General features: G+C 44.6%; 18 protein-coding genes and 1 pseudogene. 10 read left to right on the plus strand and 9 right to left on the minus strand.

The features are described 5' to 3' along the window. Positions 1–51: 51 nt before the first annotated feature. From ACY3ZI_RS18590 to ACY3ZI_RS18630, 9 genes are all read left to right on the plus strand, one after another. The gene (locus ACY3ZI_RS18590; RefSeq protein WP_487375666.1) at positions 52–2,340 is read left to right on the plus strand and encodes a dynamin family protein; all 2,289 of its coding nucleotides are present in this window, start codon (positions 52–54) and stop codon (positions 2,338–2,340) included. Between the two features lie 51 nt (positions 2,341–2,391). After that, complete coding sequence (locus ACY3ZI_RS18595; protein WP_487375667.1) at positions 2,392–3,345, plus strand: hypothetical protein; 954 nt, start codon at positions 2,392–2,394, stop codon at positions 3,343–3,345. 11 nt (positions 3,346–3,356) lie between these two features. Continuing rightward, the gene (locus tag ACY3ZI_RS18600) at positions 3,357–6,587 is read left to right on the plus strand and encodes an ATP-binding protein (RefSeq protein ID WP_487375668.1); all 3,231 of its coding nucleotides are present in this window, start codon (positions 3,357–3,359) and stop codon (positions 6,585–6,587) included. Then, entirely contained in the window at positions 6,584–7,258 is a 675-nt protein-coding gene (locus tag ACY3ZI_RS18605) for an HNH endonuclease (RefSeq protein WP_487375669.1), read from the plus strand. The genes ACY3ZI_RS18600 and ACY3ZI_RS18605 overlap by 4 nt, the downstream gene beginning before the upstream one ends. A 17-nt stretch (positions 7,259–7,275) precedes the next feature. Further along, positions 7,276–7,677 (plus strand): SMI1/KNR4 family protein, encoded by a 402-nt coding sequence (locus tag ACY3ZI_RS18610; protein WP_487375670.1) that lies wholly within the window; start codon positions 7,276–7,278, stop codon positions 7,675–7,677. Positions 7,678–7,970: 293 nt separating this feature from the next. Continuing rightward, a complete protein-coding gene (locus ACY3ZI_RS18615; RefSeq protein WP_487375671.1) occupies positions 7,971–8,999 on the plus strand; it encodes a radical SAM family protein in 1,029 nt (342 codons plus the stop codon). Beyond that, positions 8,996–9,841, plus strand: a complete 846-nt coding sequence (locus ACY3ZI_RS18620) for a histidinol-phosphatase (RefSeq protein ID WP_487375672.1) — start codon at positions 8,996–8,998, stop codon at positions 9,839–9,841. The genes ACY3ZI_RS18615 and ACY3ZI_RS18620 overlap by 4 nt, the downstream gene beginning before the upstream one ends. A gap of 11 nt (positions 9,842–9,852) precedes the next feature. Then, a complete protein-coding gene (locus tag ACY3ZI_RS18625) occupies positions 9,853–10,983 on the plus strand; it encodes a hypothetical protein (RefSeq protein WP_487375673.1) in 1,131 nt (376 codons plus the stop codon). Further along, a complete protein-coding gene (locus ACY3ZI_RS18630; RefSeq protein ID WP_487375674.1) occupies positions 10,980–11,771 on the plus strand; it encodes a glycosyltransferase family 32 protein in 792 nt (263 codons plus the stop codon). Before ACY3ZI_RS18625 ends, ACY3ZI_RS18630 begins: the two co-directional genes overlap by 4 nt. Here ACY3ZI_RS18630 and ACY3ZI_RS18635 read toward each other — a convergent pair. The 3 genes and pseudogenes from ACY3ZI_RS18635 to ACY3ZI_RS18645 form a co-directional block, all read right to left on the minus strand. Continuing rightward, positions 11,726–13,255 carry a glycosyltransferase family 9 protein gene (locus ACY3ZI_RS18635; protein ID WP_487375675.1) on the minus strand — a complete coding sequence of 510 codons (1,530 nt, stop codon included), beginning with the start codon at positions 13,253–13,255 and terminating at the stop codon, positions 11,726–11,728. The two genes, ACY3ZI_RS18630 and ACY3ZI_RS18635, sit on opposite strands and share 46 nt — an antisense overlap. Positions 13,256–13,334: 79 nt before the next feature. Next, positions 13,335–13,454 (minus strand): annotated as a pseudogene (locus tag ACY3ZI_RS18640) (transposase); the annotation flags it as partial. 64 nt (positions 13,455–13,518) lie between these two features. Beyond that, entirely contained in the window at positions 13,519–13,992 is a 474-nt protein-coding gene (locus ACY3ZI_RS18645) for a VUT family protein (RefSeq protein ID WP_487375676.1), read from the minus strand. Between the two features lie 137 nt (positions 13,993–14,129). On the opposite strand from ACY3ZI_RS18645, the gene queD reads away from it, so the two are divergent. Next, positions 14,130–14,492, plus strand: coding sequence for a 6-carboxytetrahydropterin synthase QueD (queD, locus tag ACY3ZI_RS18650; RefSeq protein WP_487375677.1), 363 nt, complete (start codon positions 14,130–14,132; stop codon positions 14,490–14,492). A 96-nt stretch (positions 14,493–14,588) separates the two neighbouring features. Here the strand turns inward: queD and dbpB are convergent, their stop codons facing one another. From dbpB to dpdJ, 6 genes are all read right to left on the minus strand, one after another. Further along, a complete protein-coding gene (gene dbpB, locus ACY3ZI_RS18655) occupies positions 14,589–15,722 on the minus strand; it encodes a DGQHR domain-containing protein DpdB (RefSeq protein WP_487375678.1) in 1,134 nt (377 codons plus the stop codon). Next, complete coding sequence (gene dpdA, locus ACY3ZI_RS18660) at positions 15,719–16,969, minus strand: tRNA-guanine transglycosylase DpdA (RefSeq protein ID WP_487375679.1); 1,251 nt, start codon at positions 16,967–16,969, stop codon at positions 15,719–15,721. The genes dbpB and dpdA overlap by 4 nt, the downstream gene beginning before the upstream one ends. Positions 16,970–17,032: 63 nt before the next feature. Then, a complete protein-coding gene (locus ACY3ZI_RS18665) occupies positions 17,033–17,992 on the minus strand; it encodes a hypothetical protein (protein WP_487375680.1) in 960 nt (319 codons plus the stop codon). A gap of 576 nt (positions 17,993–18,568) precedes the next feature. Further along, positions 18,569–20,833 carry a protein DpdD gene (gene dpdD, locus ACY3ZI_RS18670; RefSeq protein ID WP_487375681.1) on the minus strand — a complete coding sequence of 755 codons (2,265 nt, stop codon included), beginning with the start codon at positions 20,831–20,833 and terminating at the stop codon, positions 18,569–18,571. Beyond that, the gene (dpdK, locus tag ACY3ZI_RS18675; protein ID WP_487375682.1) at positions 20,830–21,372 is read right to left on the minus strand and encodes a phospholipase D-like domain-containing protein DpdK; all 543 of its coding nucleotides are present in this window, start codon (positions 21,370–21,372) and stop codon (positions 20,830–20,832) included. Before dpdK ends, dpdD begins: the two co-directional genes overlap by 4 nt. Further along, entirely contained in the window at positions 21,369–25,898 is a 4,530-nt protein-coding gene (gene dpdJ / locus ACY3ZI_RS18680; protein ID WP_487375683.1) for a protein DpdJ, read from the minus strand. Before dpdJ ends, dpdK begins: the two co-directional genes overlap by 4 nt. Positions 25,899–25,901: the final 3 nt, after the last annotated feature.

Raw genomic sequence — 25,901 nt, forward strand, 5'->3', positions numbered from 1 at the left:
GTTGCCTGATTAAAACAAACAATCAATATCAAATCAAAACGAGACTTCCCTATGAATCACATAGCTATAACTCATAACCCATTTTTAGTAGAAACCGAATTTCTCATTAATGGCCATTCACCATCTGAAAGTTCGAACATCACGGCATATAGCTCTAAACGCTTACAGCTGTGGGTAGAACAGATTTTTGATGACCTGCAGGCACTGTTTAATGGAAGCAGCGACTTCTTTATTGAATTCACAGGCGTAGAATCGGACTTCAATGACATTAAAGAAGCTGCCAGCAATGCAATCCAAAAAGGCATGTGTGTTGAACTGAAGTTCAATCCTGTTGTGTCTTCTGAAGAGCGACTAGAAAAAATCAAAGCCCTAATGATACGAGTCAGTGAAGAGTCACCAAAGTTTTCTGATTACTTAGCGAATAGCGATCTAAAAGCCAAGCAAGACTTCGAAGACGCATTGAACAATGAGTTTGATGTGTATGTGGTTGCCACCATGTCTTCAGGCAAATCCACCTTTATTAACGCTATACTGGGGCAAGACTTGCTGCCCGCAGCGAACGAAGCAACAACCGCGACCATTGCCCACATTTTTGACGACAAATCCAAAGGCGATGCTTTTTACGGCGAACGTTTCGACTGCAATGGCAATCGCATTGAGCATATGGATGATGTTGACTTGGCAATCATGAAAGCGTGGAACTCTGACGGTGAAACCAAAACCATCAGGTTGACAGGTAATATCCGCGCTATCAAAGAAAACAGCAATGTCCGTCTCGTGCTGACCGACACTCCGGGGCCTAATAATAGCCAAGACCCTGAACACCAGCGAACAACATTGGGATTTATTCAAGATTCGAAACGTAATCCACTCATTATTTATGTTTTGAATGGAACGCAATTGTGCACAGACGATGATGCTCAGCTGCTAAAACTTGTAGCCGAAACAATGCATAAAGGCGGCAAGCAAAGCAAAGATCGTTTTTTGTTCGTAGTGAACCAGATGGATAGATTTGACCCTGAAAAGGGCGAAAACATCGGAGATGCGCTAAATCACGTGAAAAGCTATCTCGAAAAGAATGGTATTCATGCCCCTAATCTCTACCCTATTTCTGCTCGTATGGCTTACTTGCTGCGTAAGCAAGGTGAATTAACTCGTGCTGAGCGTAACGACAAAACAAATATTGCCGACCTGTTGCTTGAAGAACCAAGTATGGCGTTCCCGCAATACATGTCGGTCAGTACCTCTGTAATGTCAACAATGCAGGAAAAGGCGCAAAATGATGACGCTTTACAAGACAAAGCGATGTGGCGTGCTCTTCTGAACAGTGGCTTACCTAGTGTTGAAGCCACTATCGATGAGTACATCAATAAATACAGCTTTCCAATGCGACTCAACCGCGCTCATTTGGCCATGACCGCAGCTATTGAACGTGGAATGCAAGAAGCAGAGTTAATCAAACAACTGGAAGTTGATGAACAAGCACTTTCAGTGCTGCAGTCTGAAATTCACAACCTCAAAACACAACGTGATAAGGGGTTTAATACTCAGGCTTACAAAGAGCAGCTCAAACTAGAAGGCCGCGATTTGCCGATGGATGTACACAATACATTGAACGATATAGAGATAGACATCTATGCACGTATTGGGAAGCTGGGCGACATGTTTATCGGTGACGTCAGCAGTAAAGAAGCAGAATTCAAAATCGATAACACGTCGAAAGAAATTAAGTTTTTGTTTGATCGTAGCATTAATGAGTACGATAAGATATTTTTACGATCACAAGAAATAATTAAAAAGGAATTATATCAAGAGTATCAAAGCTATGTTGCTGCATTATTTCCAGAAAGCAATACGTTGGAACTCCCTGTTTATCAGGCCTTAAAGCATTCCATTTCAAGTATCTCGCTTGATATCGAATTAAAACAAGATGATATCCGCAAAAAATCTGTTTTTAGCCACTACGACAAAGTGTACGATCCTGAATTGTTTAGTCCTTCTACGTGGTTTTCTCGTCGCGAAGTGGCTAAGTACAAAACAGAAGAATACGTTAACCTTCAAGAACTTTGGAAAGAACGGATGATCATAATCCGTAATCAGTTTGCTTCCTTAAAGGGCGACGCTGTTCAACGTATTAGAGAAGACAAGGACAAACTGATTGACAACTATCTGGCATTTTTGGAAGGCGAATTCAGTGCGAAGTTTTCGACCATTCTTAACGACCTAGAGAAAAAAGTTGAAAGCCAAACTCAACGCGAAAATGCCATCGTCCAAGCGAAAGCCGATATCGAAGAGATTAGTGCTATAAAGCAAGACCTGGAAGCCATTTTACAGTTTTAACTCGTTACTGACCGACTGAAATTGTCAGTCGTTCTTTTGAGGCCTGATACTATGACAGAATCTACGGAATTTGTTGCACTAAATTTAACAGCAACAGAGTTTAAAGCGAAAATCATCGACTTTATAAAAAGCAGGGATTTTAAAGCAGAGTTACTCCACCAAATATTATCTAAATTTCTAGATGACAAACGTGCGCTTTTTGAAGAATACCGAACCAATAGCACCACATATCCAATTAGTGAAGACAGTTATAAGTGGGAACGGGAGGGGGGAGCTTATTTCGCCTTGCAACTCCATATGGCAGAAGAAAATTTCTGTTTAAAACGATTAGAGCACCTTATTAAGGTGAAAAGTCACCTAACAGAACGAGGTATCGCTGGTTTTTCCCGCCCTGCCTCCAGTTCGACAACAAGCCACGAAGAAGTCAAAAGTACAAAGGAAAACACAATGAGCGCTGATTTTTCATCTGTTGATTTAACAGGGTTTACCCCATCTCGCTCGCTAAGCAACAGCGTGAACAGTGGTGACCTATCTTCTGTTCGCATTTCACTATTTATGGAAATGAATGATAAGCGTCTATCAACGGCGGTTATTACCCAAGCTATAGCTTGGACACTCTCCAAATATCCAACTCTTTTTGTTGTTTACGAAGAAAACGCATATTCCCAGCAGATGGAACAAGACAAGGTGAAATGGGACACTCACTACTACCATAAACAAGAGCTATATGCGACATCCAACTTCTCATTGGAACGTATTCGCCATATGGTCGTAGTGCGTGAGCATGTGTTTACGATTGCACAAGAAGACGCTCGCCTTGCAACATTGCCGAACACTCAGCCACAACACCCACCAAAACAATCGACCCCGGATCAAGAGCAACCATCGACGGGCAGCATTCATTGCCCTGAATCTCAACCAGGGAACAATGTACTGAAATCCTTGATGTTGATTGGTGGCGTGGTGGCAGCTATAGCTTTAGTCATTCTGGCTGTCATTATTTAATGGAGTCTACGATGAATTTATCTGCGACGGAGAGAAAAACTCTTTTTTCCGAAACCGAATTGCTTCCCGCACAACAAAAGGCATTGACAACTCTATCAGCGGCTCATGCGCTAGTTAATAAGAGCTATCTTGCTGAACTCAAACACTACGATGTGTTACCAGTGAAAAACCAGCAAAGCGTACTACTTAACAGAGGCGGCGATGTACGTATTTTCCGTGTGGAACGTCTGGTACAGGAAAACAAGCAATCCGTACTTGAAAGCACCACTGCAGCTTATACTGCATTGGGCGCAGCGGGATACACTGTATTCCTCTTCCTGAAATCTGACGGAATAGAGACACTGCTCTATATTGGCACACGTGGTGAGCCGGGGAAAATGCTCGGTCAAAACTCAGGCGATTTGTTGCAAGAAACTTTCAAAGGGCATTTTCCGGGCAGCAAACTTACGACACTCACAGGTACCGACGTAGACGCACTATTAGATGGGCTCAGTGACAGTGACTCAATTAAAACGGTCACTGCTGTTAGCAGCGTACCAGGACTTTCTACAGAAGACCAAACGAACTTTATGCAAGGACTGGAACGTTTTATCGATGCAGCAGAAAGCCGTACTTACGAGGGGCTGCTCTTAGCCGAGCCGGTATCTATGCAAGCATTGAATACCGTTCGTACAGGCTATGAGCAAGTAGCAACGCAACTTTCTGCGCTATCGAGTCGCCAATATAGCTATGGCGTTCAGGACAGTGATGCTATCAACCTCAGCATCAGCGAAGGGTTAAGCCACTCTTTGGGCGAAAGCCTCGGACTGACCGAAACAACAGGTACCAGTGAAAGTACCACTACTTCAAGCACTCAGACTCACACCACAACTACAAGCAAGACATCACCGAACAAAAAAGACAGAGCCATGGGAATTGGTGCGATGGCAATAGGTGCATGCTTTGGCCCAATTGGCATGATCGCTGGTGGTCAAGTTGCGAGTATGTTCCAAACCCAAGACACAGTCGGCTCCTCTGATTCTACTTCAACAAGTGAAAGTAGCAGTCATTCGACCAACCAGTCGATGGCAACAAGTGCTACAACGACAAAGACTGACACACGTAGCACGACCAACACAAAAGGCATAACCCAAACGCACGGCTCAACACAGCAAGTCAGTTTTGAGACGGCAGACAAAGGGATTTTAAATATGCTTGATAAGGTCGATCACCACTTAAACCGAATCAACGAAGCTAAAAGCCATGGTGGCTGGCTCAGTGCCGCTTACTTTGTCAGTGATAGCGCAGCCTCCAGCGAAGCGCTATCCAGTATTTTTTTGGGGCTAACTCGCGGTACTCAGTCGTCTATGGAAGATTTTGCGCTGACCACATGGGCTGGCAAAAAAGCCAATGCGATAACACAATGGTTGGGACAGCTCGTGCACCCTAGACTCGAACCGAGTTTTGCAGGGAATACTCACATCCCCTACCTTACTCCTGCTACCTTAGTCTCGAGCAAGGAAATGGCGCTACAGCTAAGCCTTCCTCGCCGTTCTACGTCTACCGTCGTGGTACAGGAAACCGCTGCATTTGGCCGTAAAGTACAAACGCTGAACGCTGGTCTCGCTGACACCAACTTACGAACCATATCGCTGGGTCAGGTACGCCATTTATGGACCGACTTACCACAAACTGTGGAGTTAGACCTTGACCAACTGACAAGCCACACCCTGATCACCGGCTCTACAGGTTCTGGCAAAAGCAACACGGTTTACGCTCTGTTGGATCAAGCTATACAACAAGACATTCCATTCTTGGTTATTGAACCTGCAAAGGGTGAATACAAGCACGTCTTCGGAAATCGCCAAGATGTACGTGTTTTAGGTACTAATAACCGATTTACAGAACTTTTGAAAATCAATCCGTTTTCCTTTCCGGAACAAACCCATGTACTTGAACATGTGGATCGCTTGATTGAAGTATTTAACGTCTGCTGGCCAATGTATGCAGCAATGCCTGCAATTCTCAAAGATGCAGTACTGCGAAGCTATGAAGCCTCTGGATGGGATTTACACGATTCTACGTCAGCGTATTGTTCTACGTTGTTCCCGACCTTTGCCGATTTGCTTATCCAGCTCGAATCTGTAATCGCTCAATCGGCTTACTCAGATGAAATAAAAAGTAACTATACAGGTGCATTAGTCACGCGTGTTCGGTCAATGGTTAACGGACTGAACAGCCAAATCTTTGCCGCTGATGAAATCAGCGATGCTAACCTGTTCGACCGTAACGTCATCATTGATTTGAGCCGGGTAGGATCACAAGAAACAAAATCGCTTCTGATGGGGCTGTTGATCATAAAACTTGGTGAATACCGTGCGGAGAAAATGGTGATGAACCAGCAGCTAAAACACATCACTGTTTTAGAAGAAGCTCACAATATTTTGCGAGCAAACCCATCAGGTAATGGTGGAGAAGGTGGCAGCGTCGCTGAAAAATCGGTCGAAATGTTGTCTAATGCTATCGCCGAAATGCGTACGCATGGCGAAGGCTTTATCATTGCTGACCAATCACCGTCAGCGGTGCATATTTCAGCTATTCGCAATACCAATACTAAAATCTTAATGCGCTTACCGGATGAAACTGACCGATTGTTGGCTGGTAAATCTGCAGCACTAACGGATGAGCAAGTTGACGAAATAGCCCGTTTACCGCGGGGAGTGGCAGTAGTCTATCAGAATGAATGGCTCGAAGCTGTACTGTGTAAAGTTAGCCGTTTTCCTGGGAAAGAAAGGCTTTACCGTTATCAAGCAGCACCAAACAGAGCTATAAGTGAAATGACATTTCGTTTTAATCTACTCACCCATATTTTGTGTGAGTACAATCAAGTGCCGTCAGAAGCAAATGAAGAGCAATTGGCAGAAGAGCTCTATAGAAGTAATTTGCCCACTGAAATGAAAATTCAACTCAGAAAGTATTTACACTCTGGTCTGACTGAAATGCTATTCAGCGACTTCTCATTTCTTGTGCCATATTTATTAGGCTGTAAGAACAAGTTAGAAAACGCTATTTGCCGAGCTAAGAGCATAGAGCAAATGCATTCTAATCTTCAAAACCTGGTTTTCGAAAAGTGCCATATCGCATCTCAAGAGCAAGTGATTATGTTGATTCAGCCTCTGCTCAGATCATTAGTACCTAGTGGAGAGTTGTATATCAAACTCTACTCTGAGTGGACACAATTCGCTAAGAGAGGACTTGCATGATGATGAATTTAATGGCAATTAAAGAGATTGCAAATAAGCTACAACCCGAACTGTCGAAAACATTAGAAAGTATTGACCCGATAAACATCGACTTAAGCGAACTGGATCGTCCTATTTTGGAAGTAGCAGACTTAAAGCCTGAATGTGTAGAAACTGAAACCAGCCCCTTAACACAAGAGGAAAAAGATTATTATCGAGAAAAGCTCGGGTGCTCAGTAAATTTACTTGAAAATGCTACTATCGATGAAAATGGAAAAATTTACATAAAAACAATAAATGAAAGCAAAGAAGGTCAAACAGGTGACGATGGCGTTATATATGAACGAAAAACTGTCGAAGTGAATGGCGTAGAAGTTGAAGGTGTGTTCCCGCAATTAAATAGTACCATTGATCTACAACTTCCCGAACCGTTGACGCAGGCAAGAGATTCTGCGCAAGCAGATTATGCGAATCAAGCTCTTAAAGAAAAGGTAGACAACGATCCTGAATTTGCACAACAATTCACCGATGAACAGTTAGAACAAATTGAAAATGGTGAAACTCCCGATGGCTATACTTGGCATCACAGTGAAGAGCCAGGCAAAATGCAACTGGTCAGCACGGAAGAGCATCAAAATAACCGACATACCGGTGGTAAAGCCATTTGGGGCGGTGGTAGAGAAAACCGTTGATTATGAGGATAGAGAAAATGAAAGAATGGCGTTATATAAAACCTTTGGTAACGGAAAGCCTAATTTCAGATGTCGAGGAAAAACTTGGCTACAAATTCACCGATTCCTATGTGGATTTTGTTAAGAAATATAATGGTGGCCGACCTCCGGTAAGTGTATTTAGTACGACTACATCACAAGAGAGAATGATTAAATCCTTTTTGTCATTCAATCCTGATGATGAAGAAAATATCATCAGACTGAACAGAGGTGTTGCTGAAATATCAAAATTACTCGTTGCTTTTGCAATAGATAACTTTGGTAACTACATATGCTTCGATAAACAACATGATATGGTCTACTTTTTGGATTTTGAGACAGGAAAAACAGATCTGATCGACAAGACGTTTTCTGATTTTTTGCTCAAAATAGATAGTTAAGATGATGAAATAAAAATTGAAGTTTAAATATTAGCTGGTACAAAATGCCGAATTGGTTAGGTTTAGTTATATGCTAGTCAGACTAAGTTTGAATTAGTCCTGTGTCACTCAGAACCTCGGCTGACGTTTAGTCTTAAAGACCAAGTTTATTTTTTAACACTTCATACGATTTATTTAGGATTAGAACTTTCCTCTTAAAATCTTTAACACTTGCTTAAAATAAAACCATATGGATGTTTTATAAATAATGGCGTGTACAATTTCTTTATTAAAATGAAGGTAGAATATTATACATGGAATTACATGGTCATTTGCTTTATGTGGATATCACCCAGATCTGTGGCATCGGCTGTGCGTTCTGCATGTATGCGGATAAGCACGCAACAGGTAAGAGCATGGAGTTGTCAAAACAGGCACGAGACAATTTGTCGACACTCATTAATGATCCAGCCGTGAAACGTATTTCTGTGAGTGGTGAAGGTGAGCCACTCAATAATATTAATACTTTTTATGAATTACTAGCGTTGTCCCAAGGGGGCAACAACTTTGAGTTTATTACCAGCGGTTTTTTTCGTCATGAAAAAATGGAAAAGATTTTTGATAAGATCAATAGTCTTGTCTCAGCAAATGGTGATACCTGTAATATTCGCCTCAGTTCCGATAGTCATCATATTGAAAAAATAAAATGGCGTGCGCATGGATTTAGCATAGACTATGTTCGGCGCAAAAAACCGTCATCGCTCAGCTTTTCATTTCGCTCAATTGATACCGATCGTGCCTTTACTCGCGAATATCTTGTGAGGGAATTGGCCTTATGGGGAATTAATGCCAGCATAAGTCCTGTCAGCGTACTAGAAGATAAATTATTGATAGGTGCTGACACGTTTAACATCGACTACAAAAATCTGGTTCATCCGGCAAGAGATACACCGGAAGGTTATCTGGACTTGCAGGGATATATTGCCGCGATTGAGTCCAAAGTGGATAAACCTTTTACCTTTGGCAGCCTGAACCGTGCACCCCAGCCCAATGGCATGGATGTGACAATTAAACCCAACGGCGATGTGTTTCTGTACGGTATTGAGACCGAGCGTGTTGCAAATATCCATTCTGATGCGATTGACTGGCATCATCTGGCGAGCCATGTGCGGGAAAATCCCTTGTCGTGCGCGTTATATACCCATCCGTTAACCGAACTGCTAGCGCGGCTGGAAGACACCCCGCAGATTCGCGCGATTATCGCGACCGCCAATAATCCTTACTGGCTGGTCAAAGAGATGGGGAAGCATTCCGGGTTGCTTGAACAATGGAAGGCTGCATGATTGATTCGCACTGCCACTCGTTCTACTCGAAACATGCTGTAGGTACCATTGACGAACTTGTTTGTGCCTCGATTGCTGCAGGGGTGAAGGTACTCACCATCACTGATCATGCTCCGTTCCCGGTGGATGCGCAGAACCGTTTGCTGGAATCGGAACTGGAGAGCTATTTCACCGATATTGATAAGGCACAGCAGGCCTATAAAGACGAGATCACACTGCTACGCGGTCTGGAGCTCGATTATATGCCGGGTACTGAGCGTTATAACCGACAATTACTTGCCCACTATCCAATGGATTTTGTCATCGGTTCAATTCACTACGTCACTGTTACCAATGAGCCGGTGGTGAAGGTCTGGGAACTGCACCGGTTAGCAGCAACTTCTTTTTTGGACAAGTACTTTGCTCAACTTGAAGCGTTGCTGGAAAGCAACCTGTTTGATTCGGTTGGACACGCTGACACGCTCCTGCGTGCAATCCCAGAGGATGTGTTTTTGCATCGCTTTGAACCGTTGATTGCGCTGCTCGTACGCAGCGGTATTGCATATGAACTGAATGCTTCGGGCCTGCGCAAATCTAGCCTTGACCCTACGACGGGTAGAGAAATTACAGGAAGATGGTCCTATCCTTCCCGCGCTTTGCTGAAGAAATTACTGAGGAACAATGTTCCATTGACCATCGGATCCGATACGCATGATCCTCGTGATGCCGGAGCGGGGATCGCCGAGTTAGTGGAGGTGCTCAGGCCATTAGGGCTTCAATCCATCAGCTATTATCAGCAGCGTCAACGCATTGATGTTCTGTTGGATGACCTTCAATTTCACACTGTGCCAGCATCCCGCTGAGGAGGTTCACCATGAATGGACTAAAAACCCCGCATTCACTTTCGTGGAACACGTTGCACAACGAACCGATCGCAACCCAGTTGACAATGTTTCGCCAGGCCAGCGAACAGATCAATACGCAGGATGTTAAATCCGGTTTTCGCACGTTCGCGACTGATTTGCTGACGCGCGGTTTGATCGACATGTCTGATTACGTCGCTATTTTTGGTGGTAAGGCGCTGCATTATCTGACACAGAATGTGGCTGGAGCATTTTGCAATATGCTCACTGGTGCTGACGCTACAAAATTAGCGGGCATTTATAGCCGTGCGAAATATGGCGGAGTGGGCGAGATACGCTATCTGGCACAGTGCGTTATCGACTACCTTGCCGCAGAACTGGATGACACCTCTTCATCATGGTCGAGGTTATTCTGCCAGGCCAAAGAGGAAGGAGAGAATGTCGTGATGATGACAACAGGCTGGCGTAATGTGCCTTCCACAGCCAATGTGCTCTACGACATCGTGGTCGAAGAAATTAATCTCACGTTGGCGCATAAAGGATTTCCTACCATTATCAACGTCAAACTACCCAGGATTGCGCCGCCGTGTGAAAATTATGCCAGCCTTAGCCAGGTCGAACGCGATCGGGTCAATCTTGTGCAGGATCACGTGATCCCAGCGGAGAATTTTTATCGCTGGAGCGGCGTGCATGTCATTTTTGGCGATGACGTGCTGGTGACAGGGGCAACGGCGGACAAAGTGTTGTATGAATCGCTGAGTAATGGCGCCCGATCATTTCGTGCTATTTATCCTGTGGCATTAGATCCCCGTGTGGCATTAACTGATGCTTCGGTGGAGGATAGGCTGAACAGCGTGAGCGTGAAACAGCATCTGGATGAAAACATCGCGCAACTGCTCTCTGATCCTGGCTATCAGCCTATTTTACGTACGTTGCGTCTGTTATTTGGCGAAGACAACCGGGAAAGTTTACCGGCTTTCCTGCCAAATGTACCAGCGCTAACTTGGCTTAATCTGTATAAATCAGCATTAAATAATGAGTTTTTGGCTCAGCCTGCATGCACGCCATCACTGGTGATGCTCAGAACATATCTGATGCAAAATGGGCTGCTGTGTGCGAAAGGTAAGGTATTGGTGAAATGACATCCGACACTATTCATTACGTCAGTTACTGGGAAAACGCACCGGGTCAGACTATGCCAGCTTATGTTGCCCTGGCTCTGGTTTCTATGCGTAGAGCTTTGGGCGATCGTTTTCTTCTGCTTACACCGCGAACGGTAAGCGAGCACATCGATGCTGATATCATGAATAAAGCTTGGGCCTTTGAACCGCTGAGCTTTACGCTGGCGAACGGCATTGAAGCTATTGTGGCGAAAAGCGATTTCATTCGCATGGCGTTTGTGCATCGCTGGGGCGGGGCATGGTTGGATGCGGATACGTTGCTGTTTAGAGAACCGAGTGTTGAGCTATTTCCGACAGGGGTGAGCCATAAATTGCACTGGCATAGCGAGTGTATTTTCGCGTCCCTGCCGGGAAATAGCATACTTGCTCAAGCCTTAGCTATAGGGCTTGAGAACGAGAATCATGCTTGGGGTAATCCTGGGAGAATCAAAAATATTATTGCCCAGGCTACCGATGCTGTCATCCCGATTGGCGGGGAGGTCATCGATCCCGGATTCCGTCCTCTTTACAACTTTGCTGGTTGCGAGGTGATGCGTCGCACCGATATTGCCGTCGAGGCGTTTTTGATTAACGACGTGGCCATTCTCAAACTTTACAACACCTATTTTCGGCGTACCGAAGCCCGGAGAGAAACCGTGGCTGAATTCCTAGCGGGTGGTTCGCTGCTGGCAAAACTATTTTTGCATATTGAGGCGAATGTGGATTACTGGGTTGATGAAAGTGACAAATTGATAGCTTCCGTTGCCTGAGTACCACTTTCGCCCAATACAATAGCCTCAGTTGGTAAGTGGAGTCGACAGTACGTGGCGCCATTGAGATTAATGCGCGGCGCGATTACTTCGTGAATGGTCGGCGTCCGACGATGTGGCGAGCAGTGGGCAATATACAGCCATGCGGGGATTCGTTCAGTTAAATGGCTGAACTCAAGTTCAATGCGTAGTAGATCGAATATCTCGGTGGTGCGTCCACTGGGAGTCCAGGCCAGCGGCGCGGTACGGTGATCGGGCCGCACAACTGTGACAGGAACGCTGAATTCAAGGTTGATCGTGCCGGCATAACAGCCTGCTACTTCAGGAAATTTTTCACAGATTAAGGGCAGTTGTCGCGCCAGTGTACCTGTTGCTACCCCTAGTCCGGGGATGACTCTTGCGTTAAGCGACATGCTGTTTTTCGCTTCTGCTGGCAGCGTTAAGAGAGTCTGCAATGCGTTTATTAATGACGTTAGTGAAAAAGCATCCATATTTTTTTTGCCCGTACGACGGAGTGTGTCTGGCTGTTGCTCGCTGTAGATCACTTGTATAAAAGGTGAGCTAGGCGGCAACCATGGGTTGTGTTGACCTGCAATCAACGGGTAGATCGCCACCAGCTTCGCTTTCAGGCCAACGGCCATATGCACAATGGCAGTATCCACACTAACAACAGCCTGCGCTCGGCGAACATATCCTGCAACCTTTTCGGGCGTTAGCCCATCGCACAACACTGCTACATTATCGCGTGCAACTGCATTTTCCAGATGCTGTGCGCTGTACAACGTTGAAGGGCTGCAAAGAATGCCCACGGAATGGCTGGGAAATTTGTTGGCGATAGCTTGTAGAGTTGCAATTGCCCGGGAAGGGGATAGCCCCTTGTCTTGTCGGCTAGCATAAGGATTAAATAAAATTTGAGGGGAGAACGCCGCTGGAGGGAGTTCGGCAGGCGATGGCACAATGTACTGAGTGTCGATCACTTTCGCGCCCAGATCTTGCAGAATATATTGGTACTGTTCAACTATATTTAGCGTTTTCGCAGCGAAACCCATTTTACGATTCACACAGTGCAGCGAATCATCAAGAGAATAGATACTCGCCGGGCGAAGTAAGCGCATAAAAACGATTTCGGCAGGTCGCAGTCGTCCGACCAGATGTACAACGACATCGACATTACTTAGTCGGTTCACCAGTCTGCGTAGTTCACCAAGTCCTGGATGCGAATTCGTAACGATGACTTCATCCACACCGAAGGTGTTGATGTGCATTTCCGCTAACTCCTTAACCGTAAGTACAGTTAATCTGGCATTGAGCTTACGTGATTCGCGAAAAAAGAAAGAAGATACGATGGCATCTCCTAATTTAGCATCCCAGCGAAGCAGAAGAATATGTAGTTTCGCGCTAGGGGCTTTCATGGGTAGAGGTTTGTCCGCCAGCAGGCGAAATATCAGTCTGGAAACTGCTTTGTGTAAAATCTGTAAATTCAAGAATATGCTCACCACTGCAAATTTATCCTTTATGGAAATGTGAACTTTTTCAAAGGATACACAAAATACCTAAAATATAAGCCACAATTTCTCGATTAGTCATCCCTTTTGTATATAAAGAGTGTATTTGCTCATCCATATGGATAACGCGCGTCTGATGCTTTTTAATAAGCAGTGGTTCAAAGAATGATTGACGATTTCAGGGAACTTCAATTAAGAGCGAACCTAAAACCACAATAGCTTGAGCTAATATCATGTTTTTATTATCCAACATTTTTGTAACTTTTCAAAATAAAGCTCCAAAGTGCACCACCACCTATTTTACATACAAATTGCGCAATTATAATTACAGGCATAAAAGCACCAAATGCAATTAAAGGAAATAGTATAGAATCAACCCCTGCGGCAGCTATATTACTTATATTTGATTTTTTAAACCATGACTTTTTAATCAATAATTGATAGACCCATGCATTTACAATTGCTGATGATACAAATGCAATTAATGATGCAAAAGCAATAATTCCTGCATCAGGATTAATTAAGTAACTCACTCCTCCGGCCACCATAGATAATATTATAGAGCGCAATATCCCATATCTTTCATGGAGAATATCACGTAGAATCATCTCCAATCCGACAAGAAAAAATGCATTAATTGGGGTAATCCATGCACCAAAGTATGCCACAAGAAGATTAGCACTACATAATGATAAAATATAAACTATAACTACCATCTGGCCTCTTACTGCTATGAATTATAATGATAAATTTTAGTCATGAATTATATACAATGAAATAAATTTCATCTATAAAAAACAGATATTAATTAATAAAAGCAATACATTAAAAATTTTTAGATAATGAGATATTTATGAATACCACAATCTATAAAGACTTTACTTTTGAAGCTGCTCATCGCCTGCCAAATGTTCCCAATGGACATAAATGTGGGCGTTTACATGGACATTCTTTCCTCGTCCGACTAGAAGTTACAGCTGAAGTCAATACACATACTGGTTGGATTATTGACTTCGCTGAATTAAAGGAGGCTTTTAAGCCCACACTAGATAAACTAGATCATTACTATCTCAATGATATCCCTGGTCTGGAAAATCCTACTAGTGAAGTTTTAGCAAAATGGATATGGCTACAGCTAAAACCTTCCTTAGATATTTTAACTGCGGTAACAGTCAAAGAAACCTGTACTGCTGGGTGCATCTATAAAGGTGAGTAAATTTGAATATCAATGTATGATGGTAGGGGGATATACATTGCATCTACCATCATTAAATTAATTATTACAACTTTATGAAATAAAAACACATATTAGTTAAATTTTAATATCTAAATTTACAATTTTCAGGTAATTCGTTACTAAGTAATCGGTTAAAAGTGAAATATCTTTCGATAAATTTTGGAGTTCATTCCATTTTCGTATAATAGCGTTACCATCAAGATCAACGCCAAAATTCCAAGTTCCACAACTCCAGGCACATAATGACTTAACACGATTAAGTTCTGTCACAAAACGTGTAATTGATGGAATATCTGACCAACCAGGCTCACCTTTGTATTCTTGATGTACATTATCAATTTCGTCCATTAAACTACCGAGAGCTATAATACCAACCCCATGTAACAAACGAGAATAGCGTGGTTTTTTATCCCAATCGTCAGTGAAAACTATTTCTACTGCTGACCAAAAATTATTCAATAGTTTAACCATTTTATCTTCGTCACCAAGCCCTGTAGTTGAATCCCGAAAGCGGTATAAAGCGCCTTCTCGTAAGCTTGAATCAATCATTTTAATCATTGAATTATCAGCTATCACCCCATCTGGATTCGTTGCAGTTTTTATTCTTCCAACTAACGGACCATCACCAAAATTAAGACGTTGAGTCAAAAGAGACGGGAATTTACGCAATTGAAGATCCGAAGGTAGGCGTCCGTGAGTGTGCGGAGCTAACTCGTAAAGCAAAGTTTTTGGTAGCGGTTTAGTAGAGTTTACCAGCATAAACTGCTCACGTTGCTCTTCCGCATCATGAGCGATAAAAGCTGAAACGGGCATCATAAATGACTCAATATCAGCATCGCGTAATGCCGCAGTGCGTTGTTGCCCATCGACAATAAATCCAGGTTTTTTGAAATCATCATCTTCAGATAATGGTATTACTAAAAAACCTATTTCATCATTATTATTTAATGCTTCAAAATATACACGTTTATCAAAAGCAATAATGATTGGATTCGGAATCATAGGATTCGAGCTTTCTATATAACGTTGTATCTCACGGATATGATTCCGAATCTCAGGACGTTGATATCCAATTAAGCTATCATCTCCTCGACGTATACGAGAAATTGATGCAATCTTGCTAATCTGTTTTCCATCTATAGCTAAGCTATATAGGTTTCTTTTATCTCCTTGCCTAATGCGTAAGGCAGGAACTCGATATTCACTCATAATAATTCCTTTGAGTGTAAAAGTAACGTGTGCTGTAATCGACTATACAGCACTTGAATATTATGAAAACCACGACGTCGGTTACGTTCAGCACCACGAAAAATTATAACATTAATACCAATAGATTTGCAGATATTACATTGACATCGCTTCCAAGGTTTATCCCTTAATGTTCTCTCATAATCTTTACTAATTTTATCAGCTTCTTTATCACCTGAATGCAACCGTTCATAGGCTAGTACATGCTCAAGTGCTTTAGGTAATAGTATTTCGTTCTTATCATATTGAAATAAAGCATTCATTGCTTTTTTTTCAAGATTACGAGCTAAGTCTTGGTCAATAACACCTGATTTTATTTTTCTGCTAAGACTAGGATTAGCATCAAATTGAGGTACTCTAACCGCAACATATGTCGTTCCATCAAGATTATGATAGTTCTTTTTTCTATCTTTAAATGCTTGCTGGAGAGGTGTAGTAGAATCGATACTTGTCACTCCTAAACGAACAAAGTCTAAAAAACTTTCAGGTCGAGCAATTCCGAGCAAATGCACACGTATATTATTTTTCAGTAATGGTTTTATCTCTTCTAAAGTTTCTAATATTTGAGGTGTTTTTAATGGTACCATTCCTCCCATAGTAATATTCGTATAGCCCATAGCTAAAAGAGATTCTACAGATTTTCGATAAGATTTTTTGTTCCATCCATGTGCAACACCGAAAGGAATAAAACAATTTCCTTTTGACTTATTTAGAAATTCCTCAGCTAAAGTCAGTGTTATGCTCTGCCGGCGTTTACATTCATTTAAAATTTCCCCATCAAATTCTTCTCCGGGTTTTTCATAACCAAAAATAATATGGTCCAAAGATACACCAAAGTTAAATCTTGAGTTTTCGTAAAAATCAATAACTTCCTCAACCCTGTATGGTGGTACATATTCATTCACGTATGTAAAGGCGCCACAATCCCCCATTGTTTCCATATTATCCGGAAGACGAAAAAAATGTTTCATTCCATTACGAAAATAACGTAAACGCTGTGCCCTAGTATATTTACTTTCACCACCACCCAGACCATCAACCACTGCTTTAGAAACTAACATTCCGTCATAAGGATGAGGAAAAACTTCATGAGGATAGTAATCATCTCGTTGACGAATTCGATTCTCATTTCGTGTTTCACGAACGAAGTCGAAACTTGGATCTATAAAATCCTGGCTATCTGGGAAAAAATACTTCAGCTTCGACAACTTTATTCTCCTTAAAAAAACAATTATCTATAGCTATACCTTATATACTTCAGTATATTTTGATTATAAATCGTTACCATTCAAAATATCATAGAATAAATTTCTAAATTTTTTTTCTTCGTAGCTATAACCAGAACTACGAAACATACGCAGGGCCTGAGTTGCACTCATTTTAGAATTTTCTTTTAAAATTGAATTAATATATTTGTTTACTTCTTCCTCAGTAACCTTATTAATCTCTCTCGATTTATTTTTTGGTAATAAGGCAAATTTAATTTTTAATTTATCTAAGAGTAAACTAAAGTCTTCATAAGAACCTTTTATAAATTCATTTAAAAAATATTTTGCTAAGCAAATATTTAACATAATCATATTACATTTAAGTAATTGTGATATACGTGCATCACTCTTTAGTTGATATGAACTCAACCTGGAATAAACTGGCTTAGAAGTAATTATAACCAGTTGTTTTCTTGGGTTTTCTAAATATTGAAGGCCGTTAAAAACATCAACATCTATTGCATTGATATAATCAGGAGAACCGCAAATAATGAAATACTCTTTTGGTTTTAATTTCATTAAACTAGATATTGAGGTCGGATGTTCATTTTGAAATGGAGAACGCTTAGAAATTTCATGCCACCATGTTTTATGAAATCCTTTCCCTATGTAAAATTGGTTATAATAAGGAATAGATTCACTATAACCTGATGAAAATGTTGCTTTATAAGGCAAAACATAATCATCACTATGTAGTAACCCAAAACCAGCAGAAAGTACCCATAACTCTGCTAACAAATCTTTTTTGATAGTTTTAGCCGTACTCCAATGGCCCCCTTTATATAAATTTTCCACTCGAATAGTTTCAAAATCTAATAATGATACTTGAATTGCATCGCACCATGACTGGATGAGCAACTCTGGAGATATTTTCCCAGAAGAAAATCCATTTAAATTCAATGAATTACCATTCATTCCATGCTTGCCATTTGTACATGTTGTAATGAGATTAACTTGGTTCACAGCATCGCCTCTAAAAATTCCTGTGGCAAAGCTATCTCATAAAAAGGTATGTTGCAAGTACGTTCCGCTCTTTTTAAACAAAAATTCTAAAAATAATGCTCACTTTGACACATATTCAAAATATTCATCACCACTACATGAAAGTTGCGTGTGCTTTACCAGAATCCCCTGACGCTCTAGATGCAAGCAAAACTCTCTACAGTCGTTAACTAAGCATTCAATATTTGAAGTACATCCTTTTGATATTAAGGCTCTAGCCAACGTACTACAACTAAATCCTCCCGAAGAATTCACAATTAAATCCATAACAATTTGATTATTAAATAATTTCACACTTCCCCCTTTCATAATCTCTTTATACTATACAAGCTAAAATAATAAGCTATACAACCATATATTCCAACAACTATACAAAGAATCCAATTATTTATTAGATATATTATTACAGGCCATAAAGTTCTATTATAAATAGCATATAAGGCCTACAGCATTAAAAATAACCTTATTCAAATCAACATAAAATAAAGTTATTTATTATTTCTATATAAGTGAAAATGCTTTATCACTTGTATTATTTTATAATTCTACCGACTTAAGATAATTACGAATACAATCGAGCATACTGGTACTTCCTTTGCCGGAAGGTTGCAGTAAAGGCTTATCCCCTCGCTCTGCTTTTATCGCGTAATAAGCAGAATGTTTAGAACTAAGCCAGGCAAAAATAAATACATCCGCTTCTTTAGCCAATGAACGCAGCATGGTTGAGCCGCCTTTATCGTTGTTGAGGCGAATATCGGCCAGAGGGTAATCGGCTAGTAATTGTGTTTTCACACGCAGCGCTACCGAATCCGTCAATGTATAAATGCCTACTACCTTATCATTCAATGTTGCTCCGACATGAACCTCATCAGCTTTCTCACCGCTGTCTTCTAAAATCTGTTGGGGAATTTCACAGATAAGCCCGCACTCACCAACAAACTGAGCCAATAGGCTCCACTGCAATTCACTATAGCGGGCTGGGTTGCGGTAAAACATGTTGAGTACCAGATTGAATAATTGTTCTCTGGCAAGTTGGTCAGCAGTCGGGTAGACCAAGAACAGTTCTAGTATATCCAGCCAAGCGCTAGCGCTGGTGGTACCTGAACTCTCGATCATCATCTGCAGATTTTCTATTAATTCGCGGTAATCTTGCGCATTACTGTCGCCCTCTAAATAACCGCGTGCTAGTTCACAGGCAGTAAAGATATCTTCGCGTGAACTATTGTCGTCCAGCGTCAGTTGTTGCAGCAATGCCAACCGGACAGACTGCCAGGAAGAGTTGGTTTGATAGTTATCCAGCCACTCGAGCAGCACTGGGATAGCATCACGCAACACTATACTGGCGCAGTTGTTGGTTTTATCCAGCAACGAAACAAATGCCTCTGGGTTGAAAGTTGCTGCGTTCCATTGGCTGCTGGCCTTTTCTACCGTTTCTATCGCCCCCGACCATTGAGGGTTATTTAGCACTTCCTTCAACCAGTCCTGCCAATTACTGATACCGGCAGTATCCTGTTCTGTTCGTATGGATGGCGGCATCAACTGTAGGGCAATGTAATAACGCTGGAAGGCCGGTTTCGCCAGCAATAAGTCGCGCTCCTGTTGTGCCAGTTGTTGCAGATAACTGACAGCCTTCACAGCAGCTTCTGCACTACTTACGACCCAGGCACATTTCAAAACAATGGCTGCGCCGCGAGCGCTGACCGGTAGCAACAGTAACTCATTCAGAACGCTTTCAGGATATTCATCGGCTCTGGCAAGCAATTCATCGGTGCTCGCCGCCGGTAGGGAGTCCACTGCAACGGCCGGGAATGCTTCCAGCAACCGGCGGATCCAGTGCCGGTCATCGTCTGTTGCATCCCTCATACCGGCAACCACTTGTTGTGCCTGTTCCCTCAGTCTTGCCGGATCACTTTGTGTGTCAGAAAGTAACCACAGTAGGATATTTTTGATCGCCGATGGTGTGTTGATACCCTGGGTCACTTGGAACAGGCGCGGTACGTTCTTCACCAGCAAATTATTAAATGCTTGTCGTTGGGCGGCGAGGTCGCTCAACTGCTCATACTTCAGCAGAAACTGCTGATAGAAGACCGTCATCACTTCTTCAGCCAACACCAACGGGTGCGGCATATCCAAGACCTGTCGCAACTGAGTCGAATCTAGCAGGCTTTTGACATCACCTTCCAGAGCCATGCAGCGCAGTTCGATAAACAGTTCGTTAATATGGCCTATGCCACCAGCTTCACGTAGTTCCTGAAGATAGAGGCGAGTCTGCGGCACATCACGACGACGCAAGGCGGAACGGACATCACGCAGAATACGACCACGCGGGCGCAAAAGTATGAGCTGGTGACTCGGGCGGCTGGCGAGTTGTTGGCGCAACCGCTCTATGCCATTGAAAATCTCCGGGATCCTCGACAGAGAAAGCGAGCTAAATTTATATACTCTATCGCTATAGTGGTCTATCAACGCTTTTTCCACCGGATCTCTCGGATCCAGCGTCGTGCGCTGGCGGTTAAAGTCTGACCACGAGGTGCCGACGTGCGCGTCTAATAACTCGCGTAACTCCGCATAGTCTCGTTCCTCATCGGCCATTGCATACCAAGTGACTTTGTCGTTGCTGCCCTTTACAACGCGCGGAAGGATCACCGGGAAGCATCCGTTGCGGACATCGTCAAGCCAGGGGGTCAACCGCTGTTGGGTTGATGCTTCTAGCAGGCCACCCGCGATTTTTTCCCAAGAGATAATATTGTTTTCTCTATGGAAAAAGGTTCGCAGAAACTGTTCGCTATCAGCGCTGTTCATTGCACACCTCTCTGTGCCGGTTGGTAAAAGTCGTTAAATGCTAACAACGCCTGCACAATGGCGGTTTTGTCTGTGGTCAAGTTAATCTGTTCATCATTGATCACGATCCCGCCGATCGTCAGATTCATTGAGCCGCTTAGGAAGAAATGATCTCCGAGGAACCCTTTGGTATGCAGCACTTCCTTCTGACCAATGTACAGGTTACCCAGCATGCCGTAGTTGGCGACGCGTTCGGTTAACTGGCGGATAAAGCGTGCATTATGCTGGGTTTCGTTGGTCATCACTTTAAGCGTACCGCCGTTGGCTACCGCACGCGCCAGCAGTTCCGAGGTCTGCACCTGACGCTGTCCCCAGGCCGGTTCGAGGTAGTCGAAACGGCCGGTGCGATTATCCAGCAGGTCGAGGTCGGTAATCCACGGCGAGACAATCCACAATTCCGTGCTGGGCTGAGCGATCTCCGCTACCAACAAGGAGCTGAGTACATCAAGAACTTCACTCTGGCGCGAGGTCCTGGATTTAAAGATACGACGGGTATTCATTGGATCGCCTCCGGAATTTCAATCATAGCGAAGGTGTCGTTGCTGTGGCGGCGCAGGGCACTGACGCGCGGGTAGAAGAACAACCCATACATTTCTACTGGGGTGACTAAAAGAGTGGCGATGGCTCCATTTATCGCATCGCCCGGTTTGGCCACTAACTCGCATTTGCCATTATTTTCCAGATGCTGGTGACACTGCTGCATCCAGTCTGGTTGGCTGAGATCCACCTGAGCACAACTATGCTGCACCACATGGGCCAGCAGGAGGCGCTCGGTTGGCCCGGCAAAGCTGTAAGGGTTGTACCAAGTTAGCCAGCTATCACGAATGGTATGCCCGCGTGGCCACAGTAGGCCATTACAGGTATTTAAACGCCAACTCTCCAAGTTGTTCTGCCCTTGACTCGCTTGTTGTAGTTGCTGGTCAAGCGCGCTGGACTGACTACAGGTAAAGGCATAGACACGCTGTGGTAGTTCAATGCCCAGTCGCTGCTCCTGCTGTCGCCAATCCTGTTGCAGCTGCAGTAAAAAGACGTCACTGCTGGCATCGGTCCCCGGCCGTAATAGGCGGGTGTTAATCGCCGACAGGAAACTGTGGCTGGTTATAAAGCCGCTGCGCTGCAATTCTCCCAGCAAGTTGCGCTGCGCCTGAACCTGGCTGACATGATTGTTGGCAAGGCGCATTTCGTTCATACGCGCAGGCAGAGATGATGCCGGGTTTACCATGGTTTGCAGCAGATGCCAAACGTTATTGTCCATTGTTTCGTAGTTGCCTGGGCTGAGGTTAAAGTCTAGCAACTCGAAGAAACTGCGCGGATCTTCACTGTAAATCTGTTGGATCTTCTCAATGATACCGCCACCGCCCACGGTGGTTTCCGACAGCCAGATTTCGCGCTGGTCAGGCGCGAGCAGCGCAGTGCGCACCGGCCCACCGTTGAGGTCAAGGATTAGGTCGTTCTCGTCGGCATCTGGGCACAACTGCATAGCTGTTTGCAGCAGCGCCGCACCCAGAGTGTTGGTGAAGTTGAGGGTCAACCACTCTAGCCAGGTGTTATCCAGCGGTTGCCACAGCAGTTCCACCCAGTCGGCAATTCTTGCCATCACTGGAGCCTGGGCCAACAGTTCACGCAAGCTTTGCTGCAGATCCTGCTCTATCTCTTCACCGGTCTGCGCATCATACAACGTCTGGAAGATTCGAGCAGGAACGTCAATCAAGGCGATCCCTGCGCTGTTGTGTTCCATTGCGCGGAACGCCTGCTCCAGGGTGCAGTTTTTCAATACTGCTTCGCTGCCAATACCTGCCAGGACAGTTTCTGCCAGCCAACCGCCGAGGAAAGTATTAACACTGATTGCATCGTCGTGGCTGACTTCATACACGAAGCGCGCTGTGCGCAATCCGGCCACCAGTTCACGGTTGTTGCTGATGCTAGCGAGATCAAAATTAGGTAACCGACACTGGAATTTTATCGCATCTACCCACAGCGAGAAGCCGAACGCAGCGGGTTCGCCTTGGTGTTCAAATTTGAAGTCAATCTGCAGGTCTTCACGCTGGTCACTGAATTTAATATTGGCACGTGATCCGCTGGCAAAGCGCACGGCTTCGATCGGACAGTGCTGCTGGTGGCCGTAAAACTCCACCTGCTGGAAAATATCCTGCCAGTCATTGTTGGATGGCACTTCCGCAGGGATGCCGTTCTGAGGTGGACGGATCTCGCTGTGCCAGTTAAGAAACGCGTTTGAGGTTTCACTCAATTTAAGGTCATCTGACGGCGTACTGGCAGTCACTTCCCAGGCGCGGAAGCAAGAGATAACTTGCATGCCGGTGCGAGTGGTAATGTGACAATCGGGCATGAACTCCCGTTTGTCTGGCGGGCAGTAATCATCAATCGGGAATGGATGCGAACCATCTTTCAGCTCGAGTTTTTTCGGCACTAGCCAGTGGCATTCGCGAATGTTTTTGATGGCAAAGCGCTTGCTGATACGCCCCGGGGCAAAATCTTTCATCCCCTGCAAAATCGGCATGCTGTGCGCATCGGGTTCCTGACCGACTTCACCTAGCAGGTTAATCTGTAACTCCGGCAGGCAGAGGTCGTTAAACAAAGCGGACGGTATAAAATCAGGCATCGGCGTGCTTTTGCGGCAGTTATCGGCCTGCTCAATGCCAAGGCGCGACCAGTTGGAGCGCAGTCTTCTAAGTACCGTAGGAAGAAACGCGGTCATAATCGCGCGCGGGGGTTGCCACAGCAATGACTGCAACAGTTTTTCGTCCTTAATCCCCAGTGCTTCAGCCAACCATGAGTTAAACTCCTGCTGGGTTTTCTGGCTGTTCAGAAGGTCTTCAATCAGATCGGCCAGCTTTGACTGAGCTTCAGATGGCTTACCTTTGTCCTGCGGGACGGATAGGTCATCCCAGATACCACGATTCCACTGATTAAGATACTCGTTACGGCTAGAGAGCCAGTCCATAGTGGCAAAGGCCGCCTGCATACGCAGTACGTAACTGTTGCCGACGGGCAGTTGGCGCGCCTTTAGTACCGGCTCAAACAGGTTTTCGTAGCACTGAAATGCCATGCGATCACGGCCATAGTCGGACAGCACAACCACGGTCCACGGGCGCATGGTTCGTTGACGTCCAGCACGCCCTTTACGCTGCAGGAATTGGGCATTATCGCGCGGGGCTTTATGCTGGATAACGGCACCGACGTTCGGGTCGTTAAATCCGACCTCAAGTGACGCGGTAGCGACAATCAGATCCGCAGCATGGTCGACGCCAGCATCCTGCGAAGAGGTGCGCTTAACGTTGCTGCGGTCAGCAGAATCGAGTGTATGGCCAATCATTTTAGCCAACGGCCACTGCTGACCAAAGGTAAATTTCTCTTCATTTGGCGCATCGCCGCGCAGCATCGCCAGCGGTTCTTTTTTGGCATTGATATTGCCATTCGAGTAACGACCCTCGGCATCCAATAGCTGGAAATAGAGGCGGTTAATGACGTCAATATCATCTGTAAATACAAAACTGCGCGTGCCGTACATACCATTGCTGACCGGCACTGCGGCGTTGTCGAGCATACGCCTGGTTAGCATGGAGGCCTGAATGGTAGTGGACAAAAGGCTAGAGCGGGACGCCGGGTCGCCACGTAGAGCCAGCATGTACTCCGCGCCCTCTGTCTCCATATCGTCTTCGATCGGACTAACTTCCGCCACTAGGTACTCTTCCAACCCGGTTAACGAAGCCATAAAGCGCGTCGCCTGCTCCAACGTTGCGGACAGTCCAACAAAGTGCGGTGTAGCACCGGACAGATGCCTCCAGCGGCGGATCAGCATGCCGTTCTGTGCACCGCTGACGCCGGAATAGGTATGCACCTCATCAAGCAGCATCATCGATGGCGGGACGACATTTTTGCCGATGCCAAACAGCGATGCCAGAAACGGGTTGCCCATATGCTTATTCAGCATTTCGGTGCTGGTAAACAAAATATCTGGCAGCTCGATCTTCATACGCTTACGCGTCAGGATCACTTCATCAGGCTCGATGGTCTGCGTACAGCTATCGCAATGCAGACGTTCAAAGCTGTTTTCAAGATCAGCGGTGCGCCAGACCATTTTGCCACGACAGCTATCCGTCGGGCAGGGAATATACTGGCAGGACATACCGTCACGATGCCGGCTCCAAGCCGTTTTCATGTAGTCACGATAAATCGCGTCTTTATCTAGCGGCACCATGCCGAAAAGAGCGGCGATACGTACTTTGCGCACGCCTTTTTCTTCCAGCAAACCGTTCAGTTTACGTACCTGACGCAGCGTTTCGATAAACTGATCTTTCAGCAGTTCATTGCGAGGGTATATTGCTAGCGCCTTTACCGCATCTTTTCTTTTGGCGACCAGTTCACTGCCGATAAAGGTCAGAGCAGGCAGATAGAACGCCAAAGTTTTACCAGTCCCAGTTCCGGCGCAGACAATGGTAGCAGTCGAGCGGTGCTGGCTCTGCTGCAATCCGCGCAGTACGTTTTTGCAGGCTTCTTGTTGAAAGTAGGCGAGGTTGTACATTCCGCTCGAGTGGCTGAGCAGGGCCGATAGTAACTGGCGGTGCGTAGAGGTAAAACCTGCTATTTCATCAAGTTGTTGCAAAACTTCAGCAGCCTGCTGGTTACGCTTCGGGTATTTGCGTTGGCGGCGTAAGAAGCGATAGTCGGACACCAACGTCGATGCGGTACGCCAGTTATTATTAAGGCCGTGCTTAGGAAACATCTGGCGCAACTGGCTGTAAAGGCGCACTGCCTCCGCCATGCGGGTACGAAACACCGAAACACCATTTTGCTGGTGACGCAGTAGCAATCCACGATCGATCATAACTTTCGCTATGCTAAAGCTTGTAAGGCCTCCGGCGTCGAGCGGGAAGTTCTGTAGAACCTGAGTGATGATATTGCTCAGCTCGATCTGAGTGAAAAAACCTTGGGTATTACCCCAAGTGAGCAATACCGACTCCTGCGACTCCAACTCATCAAGCACTGTGCGAATAATCTGTTCCATTAA

This window comes from Providencia sp. LY12 (genome assembly GCF_057621555.1).